This is a genomic window from Gluconobacter sp. OJB, from assembly GCF_039638275.1.
In the GTDB taxonomy this organism is placed as follows: domain Bacteria; phylum Pseudomonadota; class Alphaproteobacteria; order Acetobacterales; family Acetobacteraceae; genus Gluconobacter; species Gluconobacter cerevisiae.
Genome location: NZ_JBDIWH010000001.1, coordinates 1,333,608 through 1,353,910, shown reverse-complemented (window position 1 = coordinate 1,353,910; position 20,303 = coordinate 1,333,608). Strand labels below are relative to the sequence as shown.

Here is a 20,303-nt window from a genome sequence, read left to right as displayed (position 1 = left end):
AACAATGCAGTCTGTCACGACTTTCTGGGGGCTTGGCAAGACCCATCCTGCTCCAAGGAGGGAGGAGGGTCCGTAGCCTCGTATGAAAAAAGGCCGCAGTCCCGATGGGGGCTACGGCCTTTTCATGATTTGCTGACTGTTCAGCGTGGGTGCTGTTGCAGTTCGCGGAGCACGTCGGCGGGGCGCATCGGTATGTGCCGCAGGCGGACGCCAACAGCGTTGAAGATTGCATTGCCGATGGCGGGTGCGACAACCGTGACGCCCGGCTCACCAAGGCCCGTGGGCTTTTCGGTGTTCTGGACGAACTCGATGTCGATATCCGGCACGTCGGGGAGGCGCAGCGGGGTGTAGGTGTTGAGGTTGCGGTCCTTGATCGTGCCGTCGACGATCTCGGTGCCCTCGAACATGGCCATGCTGAGTCCCCATAGCGCCGCACCTTCAGTCTGTGCCAGAGCGCCGCCCGGATCAACGATAATGCCGGCATCCAGCACGAGCCAGAGCTTCTGACAGGTGACGATGCCCGTCTTGCGATCGACATGAACCTGCGCCGCACCGGCCGTCCAGGTCGGCATGCCGCGTTCCTGACCGAAGCTGGTGGCGATGCCGATGGCTGTGTCGTCGGGAAGCTGTTCCTTGCCATAGCCGATCTTGTCGGCCAGACGCTGGAGCACGGCGGCCTGACGCTTGGCCCCGCCGACGGAGTTCGGAGCCTGACCGGCGTTACGGCCCTGCGCCGTGAACATGGACAGACGGAATTCCAGCGGGTCCTGTTTCGTGGAATGGGCTACCTCGTCGAGGAAGCATTCCAGCGCCCAGGGCGTCCAGCCTGCACTGACCGAACGCAGCCAGCCGGGACGGAACGTGGCGTTGGCAAGGTCATTGCTGATGGCGCGAACGCGGGTCGGGCCTGTGTCGTACCAGTGATCCGCACCTGCGATGGCGAACGGATCGTATTTCTTCCCGTCTTCAGCCGTGGCGAGGAAGGCCGGAGCCATCACCTGCGTCGGCCAGCCCGCGACCGCGACATAGTCCATGGTCGTGATCTTCTTGCGATCGTTGTCGAGCGCGACCTTGATGTTCTGAAAGGACGGCGAACGGATGGAGTCCAGCTCCATGTCGTCGGAGCGCGTCAGGATCAGCTTGACCGGGGCGCCACCGATGGCCTTGGAGGCCAGAGCGGCCGGAATGCAGTAATCGCCGTTCAGACGCCGTCCGAAGCCACCGCCGAGCATATAGGTGCGCATGACGACCTGCTCTTCGGGAACCTGAAGCGACTTGGCGAGCTGCGGCAGGATAAGGGACTGCCACTGGTTGCCGGTATGGATTTCCCACATGCCGTCGATGTGACGCGCCACCGCATTGACCGGCTCAAGCTGGTAATGCGCGACGGAGGCACAGGTGTAGCTGCGCTCGAAGACCTGAGCAGGATGGATCGTAAGAGCTTCGTCCACACCCTTGTCGTTGAAGACGCATGCGCCGTTCTTCGGATTAAGGGTCAGCTTGCGACCATGTTCGATGATGTCCGCTTCGGAGACATGGATCGTCGGGCCGGGATTCCACTGTACTTTCAGGGCATCGGCGGCGCGGATCGCAGCGGGATAGGTCTTGGCCAGTGCCACGACCCAGCCCGGAACGATGCCGGACGGGTCGTCCAGAACCACATAGCGCTCATAGCCGGTGATCTTCTTCGCGGCGCTGTCGTCCACGGAGACGACCTTCGAGGCATAGCGTGTCGGCGGCATTTTCGGACGGCCATACAGCATGCCGTCCAGTTTGACGTCGATGCCGTAAATGGCCTTGCCGGTCGTTTTGTCCGGGATGTCGAGCGCCGGGACCGGCTTGCTGATGAGGCGGCGGTCCGCAACCGGCTTGAGCGGCAGCTTCGCCATTTCTTCGGGTGTGAAGGTCCGGGTCGGCTTTGTGCGGGCCACAATATCGCCGAAGGATACGCTCTTGCCGCCAGCAGAAACAACGCTTTCGCTAACGGTGCAGCGTTCCGGCGTCGTGCCGAGGAGCTTGGCGCCTTCTTCAAGCATCACACTGCGGGCTGCGGCACCGGCCTGACGGAAGGTGTCCCACGTGTCCCAGACGGACCAGGAACCACCGGTGACGTATTTCCCGGCCCATTTCGGCGCGGTGTCCACTTCGGTGATCTTGATCTTGTCCCAGCTCGCGTCCATTTCGTCCGCGATGATGCGGGCAAGGGCCGTGCCGACATGCTGGCCCATTTCGGCACGGACGATGTTGACGTTGATTGCCCCATCAGGCGCGATGGCGCACCAGATGTTCGGCTCGAACGCGGCTTCCGGCGGCATCGGGGACGGCAGCGTTACGGCGGCACCGGCCTTGCGGGCGAAACCGAACATCAGTCCACCGCCAGCGGCCGTCATCAGGAAGTTGCGGCGGGAGAGGCGCGCGGCGTCGCTCTTTTTCGCAATCTGTTCGATTTTAGCCATTGTTGGCGCCTTCCTGCTGCTTGGAAGCAGCTTCCTTGATGGCCTTGCGAATGCGGATATAGGTCATGCAGCGACAGAGGCTGCCGCCCATCACGCCGTCGATCTGATCGTCCGTCGGGTTCGGGTAGTCCTTCAGGAGGCTTGCGGCCTGCATGATCTGACCGGACTGGCAGTATCCGCACTGCGGCACCTGCTGATCCCGCCATGCGACCTGCACGACGTGGTTGCCTTCCGGGTCCAGCCCTTCGATCGTGGTGATCGACGCGCCTTCCACGGCGGAAAGCGGCGTGATGCACGAGCGCGTGGCACGGCCGCCGACATGGACGGTGCAGGCACCGCATTCGCCAATGCCGCAGCCGAACTTGGTGCCGGTCATGTTCAGGTCGTCACGGATGACCCAGAGCAGGGGTGTGTCTGCCGGGGCGTCGACCGTAACGGGCTGTCCGTTGAGTTCAAATTTCGTGGTCATGTCCTGTATTCCCAGTCCTGCCCGGATCAGTGCGAAGCGGTGATGGGCGGAGCTTCAAGCGTGGCGCGCGCGCTGGCGGCCTTCTTTTCCAGATCCGTCCAGGGGGGAAGCGTGGTGCGTGTGCGACGCAGATACGCGGCGATGCGGGCCATGTCATGATCGGACAGGCCGGAATAGAAGCTCGGCATCGAGATGTGATCCTGACCTTCTTCTGCGGTAATGCCATGCAGCATGACCTGATAAAGGTTGTTCGGCTCATCCAGCCACAGCGCGTTGTTCAGAGCCAGTTCCGGGCGGCCGAGCACGGGGTTCGGGCCGGAATTGTAGTGGCAGGCGCCACAGGCGGCCTGATACAGACGGGCATCGGGATCCTGCGTCAGCGGGCCGGTCAGGTTGATGCCGGACATGTGCATGGCGCGGGCAATCGCGGCCTGATCGCCGCCGCTGCGCTGTGCGGCCTTGTCTACATCTGCATAATAATGAGCGATGGCGCGCACGTCTTCCTCGGGGATTTTCGACAGGAAGCGATGCGGCACGGGGGACATCGGGCCTGCGGCCGAACCGTGCAGCGGAGCCACGCCGAAGCGCAGATACTGGAACAGCTCGTCTTCGGTCCAGACGACCGGTGTCGGATTGTGGTCGTTCAGGGGCGGCGCGATCCAGCCGTCGATGACTGCGCCGTCATAGACCTTGCTCATCTTCTCGGCGCCGAGAAGATTACGCGGCGTGTGGCAGGCGCCGCAGTGTTCGTTACCTTCGGCGAGATAGGCACCGCGGTTCCACTGGGCATCATGCTTCGGGTCGTTCTGATAGCGGCCCGGCGTGAAGAACAGCAGCTTCCAGAAGCCCTGTCCGATCAGGCGGATGTTGATCGGGAACGGAACCGTGTTGTCACGCGGCTTCATGTGAACGGCGGGCTGCGTCATCAGATACGCGTACAGATCCGAGACGTCCTGATCGTTGACCTTCGTGAAATGGTCGAACGGGAAGGCCGGATAGAGCTGCGAACCGTCGCGGGCGATGCCCTTGTTCATGGCGCGCTTGAAAGCGGCCAGTGACCAGTTGCCGATTCCCCACTGCTCGTCCGGAGTGATGTTGGACGAGAAGATGTCGCCAAAAGGCGTGGCCATTTTGAAGTCGCCAGCCATTTCGGGGCCTGGGGTGCCATCTACACGGGTATGGCATTCCGCACAGTAGCCGCCATTCGCGACAATGGCACCACGTTTGATGGCATCAGCGGAGAACGACGAGGCGGCTGGCCGGGGGATCGGAGCGATGGCGGGGTACCAGGCATAGGCAAGAAAGCCGATGCCTCCCACTGCACCAAGGCCAATGACAGCGGCAGCTATCCGTTTGAGCATGGTTGAACTGTCCCGGAAGGATTGAAATCATTTGCCACAAAAGGCGGCTGTTGCGTGCAACCTAAGGCACGGGACCATGAAAGGGAAGATTGCGCTATCTCAAAAGCGTGCGTTTCCTAAAATAAATGCAATCAGAGTCATGAAAATAACACAGGTTTTCGGGCGTTGCCGCGTAAATCCGGGACTGTTTCAGTCCTGATTGTAGTATTTCCGGATGAAAATCTTATGGAGGATAACGGTGATACTGGGGAGATTGTTCGAGATCCTGTTACAATTCCTCTAAACGGAAGTATGTTTTATGACAATTATTATGACACCGGGTGTCAAAAAATCCTATGCTTTTGAGGCATTTCAGGTGAAGGATACGGATGGAAACTATGAGTTGAGATCACTGTGCGGGGATTCTGGCGGCATAGGGGAGCTTGGCTTATGGTTTTCCTGCGGCAGGTTTTGTCTGCCGTTCTGCCGAGAGGACCTGCCATTTCTGTCCGTCCTGCCCTGATCCGTGCCGTTGCCCTGACGGGTGTGGTTCTGAGCGTGTTGTGCGCCCTCTGTCTGGGGCGTTATCCGTTGTCTCCGCTGCGGGTATTTGGAGTGTTCGGGCATTTGCTGCATCTGTCCGCCGGGGGCGATCCGCTTGCGCAGGTGGTGGTGATGCAGGCCCGGTTGCCGCGTATTTTGGCGGCGCTCCTGGTCGGAAGTGCGCTCTCCTGCGGCGGCGCGACCTATCAGGCGGTGTTTCGTAATCCTTTGGTTTCGCCGGATCTTTTGGGTGTTCTGAGTGGTGCGGCGTTTGGGGCGGCTCTTGCGATCGTCAGTGGCGGTTCGGCGTTCGTGGTGCAGATGGGCGCCTTCGGGGGCGGGTTGCTGGCGGTCGGGTGTGGGCTTCTGATCAGCAGAACCCTGCCGGGGGGCGGGGTTTTAGCCCTGCTTCTGGGCGGCCTGATCGGGAACGCGATCTTCACGGCCTTATTGTCTTTGGTGAAATATCTGGCCGACCCGATGGATCAGCTTCCGGCCATTGTGGACTGGCTTCTGGGGAGCCTGGCGCCAAGTGGGTGGCACGAACTGGCGTGGGTGTCTGGTCCGCTCATCGTGCTGACAGTGGTGCTTGTTTTGTGTGCGCCCGTTCTGGATGTGCTGTCGCTCGGAGATGACGAAGCGCGCAGTCTGGGTGTGTCAGTGCGGGTGATGCGTCCGGCGCTGATCGTTCTGGCGACGCTGGCCTGCGCCATGACGATTTCGATGGCCGGAATTATCGGTTGGATCGGGCTTCTGGTGCCGCATGTGGCGCGCCTTCTTGTCGGAGCGGAACATCGGAACATGATGCCAGTGACGGCGCTGCTGGGGGCGGGGGGGCTGGTGCTGGCCGATACCTGCGCACGTAGTCTCACAACGGGCGAGGTTCCGCTTGGGATCGTCACGCAACTGTTTGGCGCTCTGGCTTTCGTGCTGGTGCTGCGGCGACTGCGGGGCGGGATGGCATGACGCTGCTGTCGTGCCGCAATCTTGGTTTCCGCCAGCCGCGACAAGCCGGATTTGTGCTGGAGGATATCGATCTTTCGTTGCGGGAAGGCGAATTGGTCGGCCTTCTGGGGCTGAACGGTGCGGGCAAAAGTACGCTGTTGCGGCTTCTGATGGGTTTTCTCGTGCCCTCGACCGGAGAGGTCTTTCTTGAGGAGCGGTCTCTGCGGGCGTGGCCTGCTTCTGCTATTGCGCGGCATCTGGCCTATATGCCGCAGAGCCATGTGGTGACGTTTCCTTATACGGTGCGGCGGATGGTGGAGCTTGGACGGGTGCCGCATTCCGGCCTGACGGGACGTTTGTCTCCGCAGGACCAGATGGCCGTGGCGGCAGCATTGGAGCGAATGGGACTGGAGCGCTTTGCTGATCGTCCCGTCACGGAGCTATCCGGTGGCGAGCGTCAGCGGGTCGTTCTGGCGCGGGCTATTGCGCAGGATGCGCGGGGTCTGCTGCTTGATGAGCCTATGGCAGGTCTGGATTACGGCTATCAACTGCGGCTGATGGCGCTGCTGGCGGAACTTGCGCAGGAGGGGCGGCTTGTTATGCTCACGTCGCACCGACCGGAAGAGCTTTATGCGCATGCCAGCCGGGTGCTGGTTCTGGATCATGGCCGGATCGAAGCGGATGGCCCGCCACAGAATGTCGTGACGGCGCAACGGATGTCGGCGCTTTACGGGGTGCCTCTGATGCAGATGGATCATGCCGGAAACCGCTTTTTCCATCAGGAAAGGAACGAGAAATGACACTGGGACTGACATTGTCACGGACCCTGAAGCGGTTTTCGGCCCTGACATTTCTGGGCACGGCTTTGCTGGGTGCGGTTGCACTTTCGGGGCCGGCCGCACACGCGGCGCCTCCCACCCGGATCGTGGAAGGCTGGTACGCGCATAATGCGATGCTCATCATGCTCGGAGCGCAGAACCGGATCGTGGGAACTGTGGCCCGTCCGGCGATGCTGCCCTGGATGTTCCGGCTGGTGCCGTCGCTGTCCAGAGCCGAGACGCTGGACCCCGGCAATCTGAATGCAGAAGAGCTTCTGGCGCTGCATCCCGATCTGGTATTCGTGATGGCTTCGAGCCATTCCGCCGATGCCCTGACGCGGGCCGGGCTGAACGTGGTGCCTGAAGGGTTCGACCGGTTTGATTCGATGCTCGACTGCGTGGACGGAACCGCGACCCTGCTTCAGACGCCCTTGGCGACAAAGCGGGCGCAGGCTTATCGTCTCGCGTTTCTTCAGGCCGTCTCGCAGGCCCCGACCAATCCGCAGGGGCCGCGCGTGTTGCATGTTGAGTCTCTTAAGCCGCTCAGGGTGGATGGTGATGCCAGCATCATCGACCAGTGGATCCGCAGTGCAGGTGGGCGGAATGCGGCACAGGGCATTCATGGGAACAAACAGCCCGTTTCAATCGAACAGGTCCTGTCGTGGAACCCGGAGATCGTCATTATCGGTGCCAATGCGGGCGATCCGGCGACACTGACGCAGGACCCGGTCTGGTCGAAAATCAAAGCTGTGCAGTCCGGGCGCGTCTATCGCAATCCGACGGGGTTGTTTCCGTGGGACCGTTATGGGCCCGAGCTTCTGCTTCAGGTTCTGTGGTCGCGGCAGATCGTTCAGACCGGGCAGGTGGATCGGCCTGCGATGATCCGGTCTATCCGCTCTTTCTATCACGAGTTCTATGGTATTGCGCTCTCTGCCGGAGATGCGGAGCTTATGCTTGATGCGCACCCTCCCGCGCCCGATACGCACTGAAATTCATATTCAGGGACAGCTTCAGATGACGCAGACAGGTTCACAATGCGGCCGGATTGTTCGCCGCGGGGTTCGTGGTGCGGTGGGGCTGCTCCTTGCGGGAAGCGTTCTGGCCGGGATTTCTGTTGGTAAAGCGCGGGCGGAAGAAAGCCTTTTGCCAGTTCCGCAGAGCGTTTCGGTCTCCAATGGTGTGGCGTCAATCAGCGGCGGAATGCAGATTGTGTGGGACACGCGGCCTTCGCCACTGCTGCAACGGGCGGCGGCACGGTTTACGACGCGTCTTGCGGCCATTGCCGGGCCTGCGGGGCAGGGTGATCCGTATGTGCTGCATGTGTCCGCCGGGCCGGACCGGGCTTATCTGAGTGTGGATGAAAAGGAGCGTTACGCGCTCACGACGGCGGCGAAGGGCGCGCGGCTGGAGGCGGATGGTCCGGCGGGTGTGATTCACGGTCTGGCGACGCTGCTTCAGCTTGTCCGCGCCACCCCGGATGGTGCGGTCGTCGAGCGGATCCATATCGAGGATGCGCCCCGGTTTGCGTGGCGCGGTCTGCTGCTGGATGTGTCGCGGCATTTCGATACGGTCGAAACCGTGGAGCGTCAGCTCGATGCGATGGAACTGGTCAAGCTCAACGTGTTGCACTGGCATCTGAGTGACGGAACGGCCTTTCGGGTCGAAAGCCGGACATATCCGCAGCTTCAGGCCATGACCGCCCCGGATCAGTATTATACGCAGGCGCAGATCCGCGAGGTCGTGTCCTATGCGGCTGATCGCGGTATTCGTGTTGTGCCGGAGTTCGACGTTCCGGGGCATGCGCTGGCCATCGTGCGCGCCTATCCGGCACTGGCGGCACAGCCTTTGCCGGATATGAGCGCCAAGGGGCTGAACCTCAACAACGCTGCCCTCGACCCGACCAATCCGCAGACGTTGCGCTTCGTACGGGTTCTGTATGGCGAGATGGGTCGCCTTTTCCCGGACCGCTATATCCATGCGGGTGGCGATGAAGTTGTGTCCTCCCAGTGGACGAAGAATCCGGCGATTGCGGCCTATATGAAGGCGCATGGCTACGAAACGACAGAGGCGCTTCAGGCTGCATTTACGGGGCAGGTCGCGGCCATCATCGCGGCGCAGGGGCATGTGATGATGGGATGGGACGAGGTCAGCGAAGCTCCGATCCCGAAGAACGTGGTGGTCGAGCCCTGGCGCGCGTCGAAATGGACGGGATCAGCCACGCGCGCCGGACATCCGGTTGTGGTGTCTGCAGGGTATTATCTTGATCTGCTGCGCCCCTCCGCTATGCATTATACCGTCGATCCGTTCGACACGCGGGCGGACGGCATTACTGCGGATCAGCTGACGAAATTCCCGCCAAAACATCCGGATTTCTACGTGCCTTTTACGCTGGACCCGCAGGCAGCGCCGCTGGATGACGCACAGAAAAAGCTGGTGATGGGGGCGGAAGGGACGCTCTGGGCGGAAATGGTATCCGAACCAATGTTGGACTCGCGGCTCTGGCCCCGGATGGCGGCACTAGCAGAGCGTTTCTGGTCCGCGCAGGACGTGCGGGATGTTCCGGATCTGGAGCGACGTCTGTCCGTCGTGATGACGGAGCTTGAAGCGACGGGATTGCAGGCCACGCTGCATCGTAATGCCTTGCGTGAAGCCATGGCGCCGGAACGTTCAGGGCCTCTGGCAGTGCTGACGGATGTGACGGTTCCCGTCCGCAATTATGCGCTTAACCATCTCGCGGCCCCTAGCGGTGAAGCCATGCTGTCGGCACCTGTGGCAGTCGCGGAGCCTGATTCGTTTGTGGCGACCCGGTTCAATGCGATGGCGGAGCGTTATGCGCAGGGCGAGACGGCGCTGGCGGGCCCGCTGCGGGAGATGCTTCAGGGCTGGACTGATAATGACGCGGCATTCGTGGCCAGTGCGAAAGGTGTCCCGGCGCTTGAGGCTGTGGTGCCTGTCTCGCATGCCGTAGGGCAGTTGTCCCGCGCCGGACTGGGTATTCTGAACGGACGGAGCGGCTCGACATGGCGGATGGATGCCACCCGTCTGCTTCAGGATCAGGAAGCGGCTTTTGAGAATTCGGCCAGTATGTTGGCCTCTGCCCATGCCTCGCAACCGCCGGGGGGATTGCTGATCGCGATCCTGCCGGGGATCAGGGCGCTTCTTGCGGCAGGTGGGCAATAAGCGTTTCGTCTCTGGGGATGGATTTCTGCCGCGCGGCGGGGGAAAAGAGAAGCATGACACGTTTTCCGATCCTCCTCCTCGATTATGACGGCACGCTGGCGGAAACGCAGCCGGCCATTCTTCGCAGCCTGAAAGAAGCGTTCGATGCCGTGGGAGTTTCTGCGCCCACGTCGGACGCGCTTAAGCAGGAACTGACGCGGGGTGGAACGCTCCAGACGCTGTTTCAGGCGATCGTTCCCAAAAGCGACGAGCAGGATGCGGCGGCGTTCGTACGTCATTACCGGGCGTTCTATCCGGCGGCAGATGAGGAAGAGACGGTCCTGTTCGACGGTGTGGTGGACACGCTGGCGGCGCTGAAAGAACAGGGCACCATCCTCGCCATTCTCAGCAACAAACACGCGCCGACCGTCTGTGCGAGCATTGCGCGCTTTGGCCTGACGCCGTTCTTCTCAGGTGTTGTGGCGTCCGAACCGCATTTTCCGCACAAGCCTGATCCGCGCGTGATGGATGAACGCATTGTGCCGCTGTTTCCGAAGCAGCCGCGCTCGGACTTTCTGATGGTGGGCGATACCGTGGCTGACCTTCAGTTCGCCCGTAATGCCGGGATTGCGTCATGCTGGGCCAGTTATGGCCATGGATCGGACACGCAGTGTGCAGCACTGGACCCGGATCTGCGGATCGGGTCTTTCAGTGACCTGCCTGTTGCGCTTCGGAACTGAAACGCCGCCGTCTGGTCAGGGCGCGGCGGGACCGATGCTGCCGCGCAGGACCAGTTCGGTATCGAGGATAACGTTCTCGCTGCCGGTGGCGGCACTCAACAGGCGCACGGCCTCCGTGCCTTTGCGTTCGTGAGGCTGGCGGACCGTGCTCAGATCGGCGCTTTCGGCAGCTTGGATGTCGTCAAAGCCGAAGATCGAGACGTCTTGCGGGATGTTCAGGCCCAGAGTGCGGATGGTCTGCATGGCCCCGATGGCGACGCGGTCGCTCATGGCGAGAATGGCGGTCGGGCGCTGGGCGCGGTTCAGCAGATGGCGGACACCTTCCGCTCCCATATCTTCGGAATTGATGGGAATTTCCCATGCAGGAACGTCTTCCGGGGCGATTTTCGCTTCCCGTAGAGCCAGAAGATAGCCTTCCAGGCGCATGGCGATGGTGCTGTGAGCGATATTGGCGCGTCGTTTGGCCGTCAGAGGGCCGAAATAGCCGTCATGGGCCGTCTTGAGCGACAGGATGCCGAAATGCCGGTGTCCGAGATCAAGAAGTGTTTTGGCTGCACGATACGCGGAGCCGCGATCGTCGATCCCGACATAAGGCACCCCATCAAGGCGGGGCTGGTCCACCACGACGAGCGGAACATTGCGCTGCTGCGCCATGAGGACGCAGCGGCTGTCGGGGGCTACCGAATAGAGGATGTAACCATCCACGGCGGCATTGCCGAGCGAGACGGGAGCGGCACGGTTTCGTAGATTGCTACCGGCAGAAATCAGAGCCAGATCGGTTTCCAGATCATCGCAGGACCGGGCGACGCCGTTGAGTACGCTGAGGATTGCGGGGTCGGTGAAAGCGTAGGGCAGGTCTTCGCTGAACAGGAAACCCAGAGCACCCGCGCGACCCGTGGCGAGCTGTTTGGCGGCTGGATCGGGGCCGGTATACCCAAGCTCCTGCGCAGCAGCGAGGATCTTCTCACGCAGGGCAGCTGAAAGCTGGCCGGGACGGATATAGGCGTTGGAGACCGTCGTGTGGGAAACCCCGACCTGTGCTGCCACGTCCTTGAGGGTTACTTTGCGGCGGTCATACTGTCGGGTCATTGTTTCGGTCTGTCCAGCAAAAGACACCAGACCTGTCAGGGCCGATCCTGACGGCTGCGGTATGATGTCAGTTTTCTCTTAAAAACTACTGGTGGCACCATATCCAGTCTGCTGGATAGAAACCAGTCACGGACGCGGGAGGGATTGCGAAAATGATAGATTTCGCAATCACAGACCGGTCAAACCGTTTTTCGATAGCAGATCAGTCCTGTTTCGGCTTGGGGGCGGGAGCCTTTTTGGTCTGGGGCGCAGATGTGAACATCGCACGGCATTTCGGGGAGAGCTTGTCGATCTTCTTCTGCATGCAGGCTGTGATCTTGGCTTCGTTGGGAATGGCCAGCGCGCACAGGCGCAGCGCATCGCCCTTGCAGGCTTTCGTCTGTTCTTCACGGGTTGCGGCGGAAGCGCCGTGCGTGAGTGCAAATGTCAGTCCGGCCAGAGCGATACAATAACGGATCATGTGTTTTCTCCTTATTGCTAGGTAAGCGTATGGGGCTTTTTACAGTTTCAGTCTGAAGAAACTTTATCGGCCCGACAGGGGTGAAATATTTCCTAATAAGGACTCTTTAATTCCTGATTGAGGACTGTCAGGAATGAAGAATACGGGCAAATCGCGCCGAGGCAGCCGGGCCGGGTGCGACGTCAGTAATGGGGGCAGGAAGCTCGGGCGGGAGTGCTCCGGGTTGCAGGCTCATCAGAAGAACGCGCGCCCGTCGGGCATCTGGAGTATCGGCCCAGCAGTAATGGATGGCACGGGATTCACGTTGAGATTCGATCAGCCCCGCGCGTCGGAGGGCGCCCAGATGCTGGCTCAGTGTTGGCTGTCCGATGCCGGTCATGGTTTCGATTTCGCTGACGGCATGGGTGCTGTCGAGCAGGGCTGAGAGGATCATGAGCCGCTGTGGCTGGGCGAGGATGCGCAACCATTCCGCCAGTTCGCGACTTTTCTCAAGGGGAAGCAGGACGGTCATGAACGCTCCCGGGGCATGGGCTGGAAGAACCATTTGGCCCCGGCTTTTTCCACGGCGGCCTGCGTCTGAAGCGGGGGCGCGATGGTGCGCTGTCCGGGTTGCCAGCTTTCAGGCGTGAGGGCGCCCGCACGGTCCACTTCCTGTAGGGCGCAGAGCAGTCGCAGGAGTTCCGGGACGGAGCGCCCGACCGTGGCGGGGTAGTTCAGGATGGCCCGGACGATGCCCGTGGGGTCAATCATGAAAACGGAGCGGACCGTCGCGCTGTCCTGCGCTGTGCTGTCGAGCATACCGTAGGCCTTGGCGACGGCGAGGGATGGGTCTTCGATGATGGGGAAGGGGACGTGAACGTCGAACTGCGTCCGGATGGCATTCACCCAGGCCAGATGGGCGGGCAGGCTGTCTGCGGAGATGCCGAGGAGCGCGCAGTCCCGCTGCTGGAACTCTTCCGCGCTGCGAGCCAGGGCGATGAATTCGCTGGTGCAGACAGGTGTGAAATCGGCCGGATGGGCAAACAGCAGCACCCAGTGTCCGCGCAGGGCGCTCATGATGAACTCGCCATGCGTGGTCCGGGCACTGAAATCCGGAGCGCGGTCGCCGATGCGTAGGGACGGAAGAAAAGATTCAGCGGGAGGGGATACGGTCATGGTCCGGTTCCAAAAGCATCAGGGCGCTTGACATGCAACACTTACAATATTAACTTAACAGTTAATGAAAGTGTCGTAAAGACACTCCGCAGCCAGAAGGTGAACGCCATGCACGATGCAGCAATTCAGGCCGCGACCGGCCAGATCCGGCGAACCGAGCAAGGTGCGACGCCCGTTCCCGTCGTCTGTACGTTTTTCGATGAAGCCACGAACACCGCGACGCATGTGGTCCATTGCCCCGTCACGAAGCATGCTGCCGTTATTGACAGTGTCCTCGATTATGACGCTGCCGCCGGGCGCACGTCGCATGGTTCGGCGCAGGCAATTGTTGATTATGTCGGGCGCGAAGGCCTGACTGTGGACTGGCAGCTTGAGACGCATGCCCATGCGGACCATCTCTCCGCTGCTCCGTGGTTGCAGGAAAAAATTGGCGGCAAGCTGGGGATCGGCGCGGATATCACGCTGGTTCAGACTGTGTTTGGCAAGATCTTCAATGCGGGAACGCGGTTTGCGCGGGATGGGTCGCAGTTTGACCACCTGTTCCGCGATGGAGAGACCTTCCGGATCGGAGAACTTCCCGTGACGGTGTTGCATGTTCCGGGTCACACGCCTGCAGATATGGCGTTCGTGATCGGTGATGCGGCGTTTGTGGGCGATACGATCTTCATGCCGGATTTCGGCACGGCGCGGGCCGATTTTCCGGGCGGTGATCCGCGGCAGTTGTTCCGCTCCATCCGTCGGCTTCTGTCACTGCCTGTCGAGACGCGGCTGTTCCTGTGTCATGACTACAAGGCACCGGGACGGGACGAGTATGTCTGGCTGACGACTGTCGGACACGAGCGCGGTTACAACATTCATGTTCATGATGGTGTGAGCGAAGAGGAGTTTGTGCAGATGCGTACGGCGCGCGATGCCACGCTTGCAATGCCCCGTCTGCTGATGCCCTCCGTGCAGGTCAATATGCGCGGTGGGCACCTCCCCGAACCTGAAGCGGACGGCGTGAGCTACATCAAGATCCCCGTCAATCGCGTTTGAATTCCAACAATCCGGCACGGTTGTGCCGTCTTTATTGTTTCTGGAGTGAATTTCCATGCCAACCCGTCATCTGACCGACAACTATGCCATTTCCCCCCAGATTGCCGTGCAGGATATTGCCGATCTGAAGGCTGAGGGATTTCACACAATCCTCTGCTTCCGTCCTGATGGGGAAGCGCCGGACCAGCCGGAAATGAAAGTAATCGAGGCTGCCGCGAAGGAAGCAGGGCTGGCGTTCGCCGCAATTCCGGTGAAATCCGGGACTGTGCCGAGCGACGCCCAGATCGCCGAAACGCGACAGATTCTGGCAACGCTGCCCGCGCCGGTCGTGGGCTATTGCCGCTCCGGCACGCGGGCAGGGCAGATCTGGGCCCTGGCCGAGGCTGGCAAACGCCCCGCCGCGGAAATCTTTGCGGCAACGGAGCGGGCTGGTGTGGATATCAGCCGTCTGCGGACACGGATCGAACAGGTTGCCGCTCCTGCGGCGGCCCCGCGCAAGGATGCAGCCCATTTTCAGGTTCTGATCATCGGCGGTGGTGCGGGTGGTCTGTCGACTGCGGGAAGCCTGCTTAAGCGCAACCGGAGTCTGTCGATTGGTGTTGTGGAACCGTCGAACGAGCATTTCTACCAGCCGGGCTGGACGCTTGTGGGTGGCGGTGTCTTTCAGGCCGCACAAACGCGCCGCAAGGAAGCGGATGTCATGCCAAAGGACGTTGTCTGGATAAAGCAGGCAGCAAAGCTGTTTCGGCCGGATGTGCGCGAAGTGGTGCTGACGGACGGCACGGTCGTGTCCTATGACGCGCTGGTCGTGGCGACGGGGATTACGCTGAACTGGGATGCTATTCCGGGTCTGGCGGAGACACTGGGCAAGAACGGCGTGACGTCGAACTACCGTTTCGATCTGGCGCCCTATACCTGGCAGCTTGTGCAGCAGCTCAAGAATGGTACGGCGATTTTCACGCAGCCTCCCATGCCGATCAAATGTGCGGGCGCGCCGCAGAAGGCCGTGTATCTGTCCTGTGATGCGTGGAAACGTCGTGGCGTTCTGGATAGCATTTCTGTCGAATTTGATACCGCTACGCCGGGACTGTTCGGTGTGAAAGACTTCGTGCCGCCGCTGATGGAGTACATCAAGCGCTACCACGTCGGGTTGCACACCGGGTCAAAGCTCGTGGAAGTGGATGGTCCGAACCGCAAGGCCGTTTTCGAACGCAAGGTTGGAGATAATGTGGAGCGGGTTGAGCGGACGTTCGACATGTTGCATGTCGTGCCGCCGCAGAGCGCGCCTCAGGTGATCCGCGAGAGCGCGCTCTCGGGATCGGACGGGTTCGTCGAGGTCAATCCTGCAACGTTGCAGCATGTGCGTTTCCCGGATGTGTTTGCCCTTGGAGATGTGATTGGAACGTCTTGCGCCAAGACAGCAGCGGCAGTTCGTGTGCAGGCGCCTGTGGTGGCGACCAATGTGCTGGCGTTTCTGAAGCATCAGGGGCCGGTTTCGGAATATGAGGGCTATGGTGCCTGTCCGCTGACGGTGGAAAACGGACGGATCGTGCTGGCCGAGTTCAGCTATGGCGGCAAACTGGCGCCGACGCTGCCGAAATGGCTGCTTAACGGGCAAAAGCCGACGCGTCTGGCCTGGTGGCTCAAGAAATACATCATGCCGCTGATGTACTGGGACGGGATGCTCAAGGGGCGTGAACTTATGGTCGCGCCCAAGCCCCTGAATGCGAAAAAGGGCGGCTGAGCAGATCGTGCATATTGCCCTTGAATTGGCCTGCGGTGTTCTGATCGGGTTTACGCTGGGACTGATCGGGGGCGGCGGGTCCATTCTGGCCGTTCCCCTGATGGTCTATGTCGTTGGCGTGAAAAACGCCCATGTCGCCATCGGAACGAGCGCCATGGCGGTGGCGGTCAACGCTCTGGCCGGACTGGTCAGCCATGCCCGCGCGGGGACGGTTAAATGGAAATGCGCAGGCATTTTCGCGCCCTGTGGGGTGGCCGGTGCGTTCATCGGGGCAGCGTTTGGCAAGGCGGTTAATGGCGAAAAGCTACTGCTGTGTTTTGCGTTGCTGATGGTCGTGGTCGGTGTGCTGATGCTGAGGGGACGGCGCAACAAGGGCGAGGCCGGGGCGGCGTGTAACCGTCAGAACATGCCGCGCGTCATGATGGCCGGGGCCGGGACGGGAGTGTTGTCCGGGTTTTTCGGAATTGGCGGCGGTTTTTTGATCGTCCCGGCGCTGATTGCTTGCACACGGATGCCCATTCTCAATGCGGTCGGGACTTCGCTGGTCGCGGTGGCGGCGCTGGGCGCGAGTACGGCGCTGAGTTACATGCTGTCGGGCTATGTGGACTGGATGATGGGTCTGCTTTTCGTTGCGGGGGGTGTGGTAGGCAGCTTTCTTGGTACCCGGGCTGCGAAACGTCTTTCGGGTTCAGGTCCCGCGCTGACGACGTTTTTTGCCTGTGTCATTTTCACGGTTGCGGCTTACATGATCTGGAAAAGTCTCGCCGCGCTTTAAGGGTAAGGAGCGTCAGTCGAGACCGAAATTCGGAAAAATCGTGAAGCAGACTATCGAGAAATAGAACATCACCGCCAACAGGATATGGCACATATAAAGCGGTGCGATCATGGCCCCGCGCCTGCGGAAAAAAGCCATCAGAACGCCGAACGCCGCAATGGCGACGGCGAGCGCCACGTTCAGCATGAGCCGCCTGTCACCATTGCTGATTGCGATGACGAGAAAGACGGCACCTATAATCGCCGATCCGACATGGACGGGTGTGAGGAAGCTGAAAGGGCGCTTGTAGCGGGCCGCGAAAATAGCGAGCCACACGCCCATGATCACCGTAAGAGTGAAACATCCCGTCGAAGCATACAGCATCAGTTGCCCATTCTGTCTCTGCCTAAAGTCGCGGAGCCTTGACTGGATCAGCCGGAAGTCCGCACACGCCATTCTGGTTGTTTGTCTACTCCAGAACGGCGTTCCGAGCCATATGTTCCAGACCATCATCCCTTTGTCGGAGCAGAGATATAAAAAACAAATACCACCTACAGGTATAATGATTTTCGAGGTTTCCTTTCTGTTTCGATATGACATACTCATGACACGAAACAGGATAGGGGGCATGGGGCAGGATGGATCTGGGAGCGCGCCTGCGGTTTGTCCGGACGGCCAGAAATCTGTCCCAGCGTGAACTGGCCAAGCGGACCGGCGTCACCAATTCCACAATTTCCCTGATCGAATCCGGGGACATGAATCCTTCGGTCGGGACGCTCAAGCGGGTTCTGGATGGCATCCCCGTAACGCTTGGCGAGTTTTTCAGCCTTGTGCCGGAGGGGGATGAGAAAATCTTCTATCGGGCGGATGAACTGCTGACGTTTGAGCAGGACGGTGTGGTGTTCCGGCAGGTGGGTGCGCCATCCTGTAGGCGGACGCTCCAGATTTTGCGGGAAAACTATGCGTTTGGTGCCGATACCGGGGCTGCGGTTTATGCTCATGAGGGCGAAGAAGGTGGTTTCGTCTTGCAGGGGCGCGTGGAGATCACGGTCGGGGAACAGCAGGAAATCCTTGAGCCCGGAGATGCGTATCATTTCAACAGCAGCCAGCCGCACCGGTTCCGATGCCTGAGTTCTGAAGGATGCGAGATCATCAGCGCCTGTACGCCGCCGACATTTTAGGTCTTTCGTTCTGCTCTTCAAAAGAACGGGAGGTAGTAAGGCATCCTTCCGGCTGTGGCGTTCTATCGTCTGGGGGTCCTGTCAGACGTATGAGATGGGTGTGCCTAGAGGAGAGTCACGGGCATGCGAGATCGTCCGTATCCTGAACGTTTCAAATGGCATCGTCTGGCATCCGGATCTGTGCGGATGGGGCTGCGCGTGCTGGTGTGCGTGTGCATTCTAGGGATGTCGGTCTGGGGCAAAACCGTGACGCGGACGCCCGAAATCTGTCCGGTTCGCAAAGCAGTCTTACAGATCGACACGAAGGCGCTTGGAGTGGCCGTCGCGGAACTGGAGCGCAAAACGCAATGTCCGGTATTGATGGATGATGTGCTTTTGCAGGATGGGAGCAGTGTACCCGTCAGGGGGGTCTATACACCTCGGGATGCGCTGGTGCGCTTGCTGGGGAATGCGGAGCTGGACGTGATCGAAACGGTTCAGGGTCTGACGGTCATGCCGCTGACCTACCGTGAGGCGCATCGTATGGATCGCGCCTCGCGTCTGTAAGTTTCGCGCCAGTCATCAGGGGCGCGATTTCCAGATCCGGCGTTGGAGTACGAAAGTCAGGACCGCCACCAGGACGAGATATGCAAGAACATAGACGCCAATCCGTCTGCGTTCCGCTGCGTGCGGATGTGCGACGTCGTTAAGGAAGGCCGAAACGTCGGTCGCCATCTGTTGGGTGGTGGCTTTTGTGCCATCCGGATAGGTCAGCATTCCATCCTGAAGGGGCGGGGGCATGCCGATATGCTTCCATTTCAGCGCGGTGTTGTAATAGCGGCCCTCATCAAGTTTTACGCCCGCAGGTGTGGGCGCATAAGACAGGAGGATGTGCCGGATCTGTTCTGCACCTCCCGGTAATGTCATGGCCAGACGGGAAAGATCCGGCGGGAGCAATCCGTGATTGGCCAGCCGTCCTACGGCCTCGTTGGGATAGGGCGAGAGAATGGGATCGGCGGGCGTAGCGGGACGGGTTTTTGGATCGCCATTGTCGTCCGTGCCGTTCGGAAGCTGCTGATCGGCAGCCCAATTGTGAATGGCGTCCGGTGAGAGTCCGAAGGCGGCCATATCGCCGTAATCGACGTGTTCCATGCCGTGGCAGGCGGCGCAGACCTGCTGGAAGACGATCAGGCCACGCTGGGCGGGTGTACTGGCGGCGGCGGGAAGGGCGGTGAGGCTGGCGGCAAGCACGAAGTTTCGGATCAGGCGGCTCATGATGTGATCTCCCGTTCCGAAATGAGCGGCATGACCACCAGAAAATGGATGAACCACCATGCCATCGCCATGCGGCTGACGATCAGCCATGTTTCGGTCAGGGGATGCATCCCTGCGACGCCCAGCAGAATGAACGACAGAAAAGCCAGTGGCAGGGACAGGCGCACCAGTGGGCGGCGTGTCGCAGGACGAGTGGGCGACCGGTCCAGGGAGGGCAGGGCGAACAGAACGGCCAAACTACCGACAGCAAGAAGCAGGCCGCCAAGCCGGGACGGTACCGCGCGGAGGATCGCGTAGAACGGTGCGAAATACCATTCCGGCCGGATGTCACGCGGCGTCACGAGAGGATTGGCCTGAACATAATTATCCGCGAGCGTCAGTAGATCGGGCAGGAAAAAGACCAGCCCGGCATAGACCGTCAGGAACAGGCAAAGCGCGAAGCCGTCCCGGCTGGTGTAGTACGGATGGAAAGGCAGTGTCTGCTTCGGGCTGACAGGATCGATGCCGGAAGGATTGTTCGGCTTGACTACGTGCAGTGCCGTGACATGCAAAGCAATGACGGCGAGGATCGCAAAGGCCATCGTGAAATGCAGCACGAACAGGCGGTGCAGGGCCGTATTCCCCAGCGTTTCGCCACCCAGAAGCAGTTCGGAAACCGGCTTGCCGATCAGGGGGATGGTGTGGGCGGCATTCAGGACCACCGTGGCTCCCCAGTAGGACATCTGTCCCCATGGCAGGACGTAACCGGCGAACGCCGTGACCATCACCATCAGCATCAGGCCCAGCCCTGTCAGCCAGAGCAGCTCGCGCGGGGCCTTATAGGAGCCGTACCACAGACTGCGCGCGATATGGATGTAGAGGCAGGCGAACAGCATCGTTACGCCGCCCATGTGCAGGCTGCGCAGAAACCAGCCTGAGGGGATTTGCCGGTCTATGGCTTCGACGCTGGCGAAGGCCTGTGTGATGTCGGGAGTGTAGTTGATGGCGAGGAACAGGCCACTGGCGACCATGATGGCCATCGTGACCATCAGGAAGGCGCCGAAGCTCCACAGGGCGTTGAGATTCCGGGGCATCGGAAACGCGATGTATTCGCGCCGCAGCACGCTCATGACAGGCAGGCGGCGTTCAAGCCAGCCGGGAGTTTTTTCAGGTGCGGGCATG

20 protein-coding genes are annotated in these 20,303 nt (G+C 60.7%); 10 read left to right on the top strand and 10 right to left on the bottom strand.

The genetic code is table 11. The features are described 5' to 3' along the window. Positions 1 to 140: 140 nt before the first annotated feature. From ABDK74_RS06295 to ABDK74_RS06285, 3 genes are read right to left on the bottom strand one after another with little or no spacing between them, the layout of a single operon-like run. Positions 141 to 2,456, bottom strand: coding sequence for a molybdopterin cofactor-binding domain-containing protein (locus ABDK74_RS06295; RefSeq protein ID WP_346003150.1), 2,316 nt, complete (start codon positions 2,454 to 2,456; stop codon positions 141 to 143). After that, a complete protein-coding gene (locus ABDK74_RS06290; RefSeq protein WP_062031771.1) occupies positions 2,449 to 2,925 on the bottom strand; it encodes a (2Fe-2S)-binding protein in 477 nt (158 codons plus the stop codon). The genes ABDK74_RS06295 and ABDK74_RS06290 overlap by 8 nt, the downstream gene beginning before the upstream one ends. Before the next feature lie 26 nt (positions 2,926 to 2,951). Continuing rightward, positions 2,952 to 4,286 (bottom strand): cytochrome c, encoded by a 1,335-nt coding sequence (locus ABDK74_RS06285; RefSeq protein ID WP_194253689.1) that lies wholly within the window; start codon positions 4,284 to 4,286, stop codon positions 2,952 to 2,954. A gap of 429 nt (positions 4,287 to 4,715) precedes the next feature. Between ABDK74_RS06285 and ABDK74_RS06280 the strand changes: the two genes are divergently transcribed. The 5 genes from ABDK74_RS06280 to ABDK74_RS06260 are packed head-to-tail and all read left to right on the top strand — an operon-like array spanning position 4,716 to position 10,470. Beyond that, positions 4,716 to 5,774 (top strand): iron ABC transporter permease, encoded by a 1,059-nt coding sequence (locus tag ABDK74_RS06280; RefSeq protein ID WP_346003149.1) that lies wholly within the window; start codon positions 4,716 to 4,718, stop codon positions 5,772 to 5,774. Further along, the gene (locus ABDK74_RS06275) at positions 5,771 to 6,553 is read left to right on the top strand and encodes an ABC transporter ATP-binding protein (protein ID WP_346003148.1); all 783 of its coding nucleotides are present in this window, start codon (positions 5,771 to 5,773) and stop codon (positions 6,551 to 6,553) included. The genes ABDK74_RS06280 and ABDK74_RS06275 overlap by 4 nt, the downstream gene beginning before the upstream one ends. Continuing rightward, complete coding sequence (locus tag ABDK74_RS06270) at positions 6,550 to 7,560, top strand: ABC transporter substrate-binding protein (protein ID WP_346003147.1); 1,011 nt, start codon at positions 6,550 to 6,552, stop codon at positions 7,558 to 7,560. The genes ABDK74_RS06275 and ABDK74_RS06270 overlap by 4 nt, the downstream gene beginning before the upstream one ends. Next, a complete protein-coding gene (locus ABDK74_RS06265) occupies positions 7,529 to 9,751 on the top strand; it encodes a family 20 glycosylhydrolase (protein ID WP_408874501.1) in 2,223 nt (740 codons plus the stop codon). Before ABDK74_RS06270 ends, ABDK74_RS06265 begins: the two co-directional genes overlap by 32 nt. Positions 9,752 to 9,804: 53 nt before the next feature. Continuing rightward, the gene (locus tag ABDK74_RS06260) at positions 9,805 to 10,470 is read left to right on the top strand and encodes an HAD family hydrolase (RefSeq protein WP_346003146.1); all 666 of its coding nucleotides are present in this window, start codon (positions 9,805 to 9,807) and stop codon (positions 10,468 to 10,470) included. A 15-nt stretch (positions 10,471 to 10,485) separates the two neighbouring features. Here the strand turns inward: ABDK74_RS06260 and ABDK74_RS06255 are convergent, their stop codons facing one another. The 4 genes from ABDK74_RS06255 to ABDK74_RS06240 all read right to left on the bottom strand — a co-directional run bounded on the left by ABDK74_RS06255 (position 10,486) and on the right by ABDK74_RS06240 (position 13,174). Beyond that, the gene (locus tag ABDK74_RS06255) at positions 10,486 to 11,559 is read right to left on the bottom strand and encodes a LacI family DNA-binding transcriptional regulator (RefSeq protein WP_346003145.1); all 1,074 of its coding nucleotides are present in this window, start codon (positions 11,557 to 11,559) and stop codon (positions 10,486 to 10,488) included. Between the two features lie 202 nt (positions 11,560 to 11,761). After that, on the bottom strand, positions 11,762 to 12,019 hold the full coding sequence (locus tag ABDK74_RS06250) for a hypothetical protein (protein ID WP_194253682.1): 258 nt from the start codon (positions 12,017 to 12,019) through the stop codon (positions 11,762 to 11,764). 127 nt (positions 12,020 to 12,146) lie between these two features. Further along, positions 12,147 to 12,530, bottom strand: coding sequence for a helix-turn-helix transcriptional regulator (locus ABDK74_RS06245; protein WP_194253681.1), 384 nt, complete (start codon positions 12,528 to 12,530; stop codon positions 12,147 to 12,149). Next, entirely contained in the window at positions 12,527 to 13,174 is a 648-nt protein-coding gene (locus ABDK74_RS06240; RefSeq protein WP_194253680.1) for a peroxiredoxin, read from the bottom strand. The genes ABDK74_RS06245 and ABDK74_RS06240 overlap by 4 nt, the downstream gene beginning before the upstream one ends. 108 nt (positions 13,175 to 13,282) lie before the next feature. Between ABDK74_RS06240 and ABDK74_RS06235 the strand changes: the two genes are divergently transcribed. Genes ABDK74_RS06235 through ABDK74_RS06225 form a run of 3 tightly spaced genes read left to right on the top strand, consistent with a single transcriptional unit; the run spans position 13,283 to position 16,728 of the window. After that, positions 13,283 to 14,209 (top strand): MBL fold metallo-hydrolase, encoded by a 927-nt coding sequence (locus ABDK74_RS06235; protein WP_346003144.1) that lies wholly within the window; start codon positions 13,283 to 13,285, stop codon positions 14,207 to 14,209. 55 nt (positions 14,210 to 14,264) lie between these two features. Next, positions 14,265 to 15,953, top strand: coding sequence for a TIGR01244 family sulfur transferase (locus tag ABDK74_RS06230; protein WP_346003143.1), 1,689 nt, complete (start codon positions 14,265 to 14,267; stop codon positions 15,951 to 15,953). Continuing rightward, positions 15,934 to 16,728, top strand: coding sequence for a sulfite exporter TauE/SafE family protein (locus tag ABDK74_RS06225; protein ID WP_346003142.1), 795 nt, complete (start codon positions 15,934 to 15,936; stop codon positions 16,726 to 16,728). Before ABDK74_RS06230 ends, ABDK74_RS06225 begins: the two co-directional genes overlap by 20 nt. A 12-nt stretch (positions 16,729 to 16,740) precedes the next feature. Here ABDK74_RS06225 and ABDK74_RS06220 read toward each other — a convergent pair whose 3' ends face one another. Continuing rightward, on the bottom strand, positions 16,741 to 17,091 hold the full coding sequence (locus ABDK74_RS06220; protein ID WP_194253676.1) for a hypothetical protein: 351 nt from the start codon (positions 17,089 to 17,091) through the stop codon (positions 16,741 to 16,743). Between the two features lie 254 nt (positions 17,092 to 17,345). Between ABDK74_RS06220 and ABDK74_RS06215 the strand changes: the two genes are divergently transcribed. Both ABDK74_RS06215 and ABDK74_RS06210 read left to right on the top strand, forming a co-directional pair. Beyond that, positions 17,346 to 17,888, top strand: coding sequence for a cupin domain-containing protein (locus tag ABDK74_RS06215; protein ID WP_346003141.1), 543 nt, complete (start codon positions 17,346 to 17,348; stop codon positions 17,886 to 17,888). Positions 17,889 to 18,011: 123 nt separating this feature from the next. Next, on the top strand, positions 18,012 to 18,434 hold the full coding sequence (locus ABDK74_RS06210) for an STN domain-containing protein (protein WP_346003140.1): 423 nt from the start codon (positions 18,012 to 18,014) through the stop codon (positions 18,432 to 18,434). Positions 18,435 to 18,449: 15 nt separating this feature from the next. Here ABDK74_RS06210 and ABDK74_RS06205 read toward each other — a convergent pair whose 3' ends face one another. Both ABDK74_RS06205 and ABDK74_RS06200 read right to left on the bottom strand, forming a co-directional pair. After that, on the bottom strand, positions 18,450 to 19,142 hold the full coding sequence (locus tag ABDK74_RS06205; protein ID WP_346003139.1) for a cytochrome c1: 693 nt from the start codon (positions 19,140 to 19,142) through the stop codon (positions 18,450 to 18,452). Beyond that, positions 19,139 to 20,302 carry a cytochrome b N-terminal domain-containing protein gene (locus ABDK74_RS06200; protein WP_346003138.1) on the bottom strand — a complete coding sequence of 388 codons (1,164 nt, stop codon included), beginning with the start codon at positions 20,300 to 20,302 and terminating at the stop codon, positions 19,139 to 19,141. The genes ABDK74_RS06205 and ABDK74_RS06200 overlap by 4 nt, the downstream gene beginning before the upstream one ends. Position 20,303: the final 1 nt, after the last annotated feature.

Excerpts from the sequence above, each read along its gene's own strand:
- ABDK74_RS06290 (WP_062031771.1), bottom strand. The coding sequence starts at position 2,925 with ATGACCACGAAATTTGAACTCAACGGACAGCCCGTTACGGTCGACGCC.
- ABDK74_RS06280 (WP_346003149.1), top strand. The coding sequence starts at position 4,716 with ATGGTTTTCCTGCGGCAGGTTTTGTCTGCCGTTCTGCCGAGAGGACCT.
- ABDK74_RS06200 (WP_346003138.1), bottom strand. The coding sequence starts at position 20,302 with ATGCCCGCACCTGAAAAAACTCCCGGCTGGCTTGAACGCCGCCTGCCT.
- ABDK74_RS06270 (WP_346003147.1), top strand. The coding sequence starts at position 6,550 with ATGACACTGGGACTGACATTGTCACGGACCCTGAAGCGGTTTTCGGCC.
- ABDK74_RS06210 (WP_346003140.1), top strand. The coding sequence starts at position 18,012 with ATGCGAGATCGTCCGTATCCTGAACGTTTCAAATGGCATCGTCTGGCA.
- ABDK74_RS06225 (WP_346003142.1), top strand. The coding sequence starts at position 15,934 with ATGCGAAAAAGGGCGGCTGAGCAGATCGTGCATATTGCCCTTGAATTG.
- ABDK74_RS06240 (WP_194253680.1), bottom strand. The coding sequence starts at position 13,174 with ATGACCGTATCCCCTCCCGCTGAATCTTTTCTTCCGTCCCTACGCATC.
- ABDK74_RS06295 (WP_346003150.1), bottom strand. The coding sequence starts at position 2,456 with ATGGCTAAAATCGAACAGATTGCGAAAAAGAGCGACGCCGCGCGCCTC.
- ABDK74_RS06255 (WP_346003145.1), bottom strand. The coding sequence starts at position 11,559 with ATGACCCGACAGTATGACCGCCGCAAAGTAACCCTCAAGGACGTGGCA.
- ABDK74_RS06265 (WP_408874501.1), top strand. The coding sequence starts at position 7,529 with ATGCGCACCCTCCCGCGCCCGATACGCACTGAAATTCATATTCAGGGA.
- ABDK74_RS06285 (WP_194253689.1), bottom strand. The coding sequence starts at position 4,286 with ATGCTCAAACGGATAGCTGCCGCTGTCATTGGCCTTGGTGCAGTGGGA.
- ABDK74_RS06260 (WP_346003146.1), top strand. The coding sequence starts at position 9,805 with ATGACACGTTTTCCGATCCTCCTCCTCGATTATGACGGCACGCTGGCG.
- ABDK74_RS06205 (WP_346003139.1), bottom strand. The coding sequence starts at position 19,142 with ATGAGCCGCCTGATCCGAAACTTCGTGCTTGCCGCCAGCCTCACCGCC.
- ABDK74_RS06275 (WP_346003148.1), top strand. The coding sequence starts at position 5,771 with ATGACGCTGCTGTCGTGCCGCAATCTTGGTTTCCGCCAGCCGCGACAA.
- ABDK74_RS06220 (WP_194253676.1), bottom strand. The coding sequence starts at position 17,091 with ATGCTGTATGCTTCGACGGGATGTTTCACTCTTACGGTGATCATGGGC.
- ABDK74_RS06230 (WP_346003143.1), top strand. The coding sequence starts at position 14,265 with ATGCCAACCCGTCATCTGACCGACAACTATGCCATTTCCCCCCAGATT.
- ABDK74_RS06245 (WP_194253681.1), bottom strand. The coding sequence starts at position 12,530 with ATGACCGTCCTGCTTCCCCTTGAGAAAAGTCGCGAACTGGCGGAATGG.
- ABDK74_RS06235 (WP_346003144.1), top strand. The coding sequence starts at position 13,283 with ATGCACGATGCAGCAATTCAGGCCGCGACCGGCCAGATCCGGCGAACC.
- ABDK74_RS06215 (WP_346003141.1), top strand. The coding sequence starts at position 17,346 with ATGGATCTGGGAGCGCGCCTGCGGTTTGTCCGGACGGCCAGAAATCTG.
- ABDK74_RS06250 (WP_194253682.1), bottom strand. The coding sequence starts at position 12,019 with ATGATCCGTTATTGTATCGCTCTGGCCGGACTGACATTTGCACTCACG.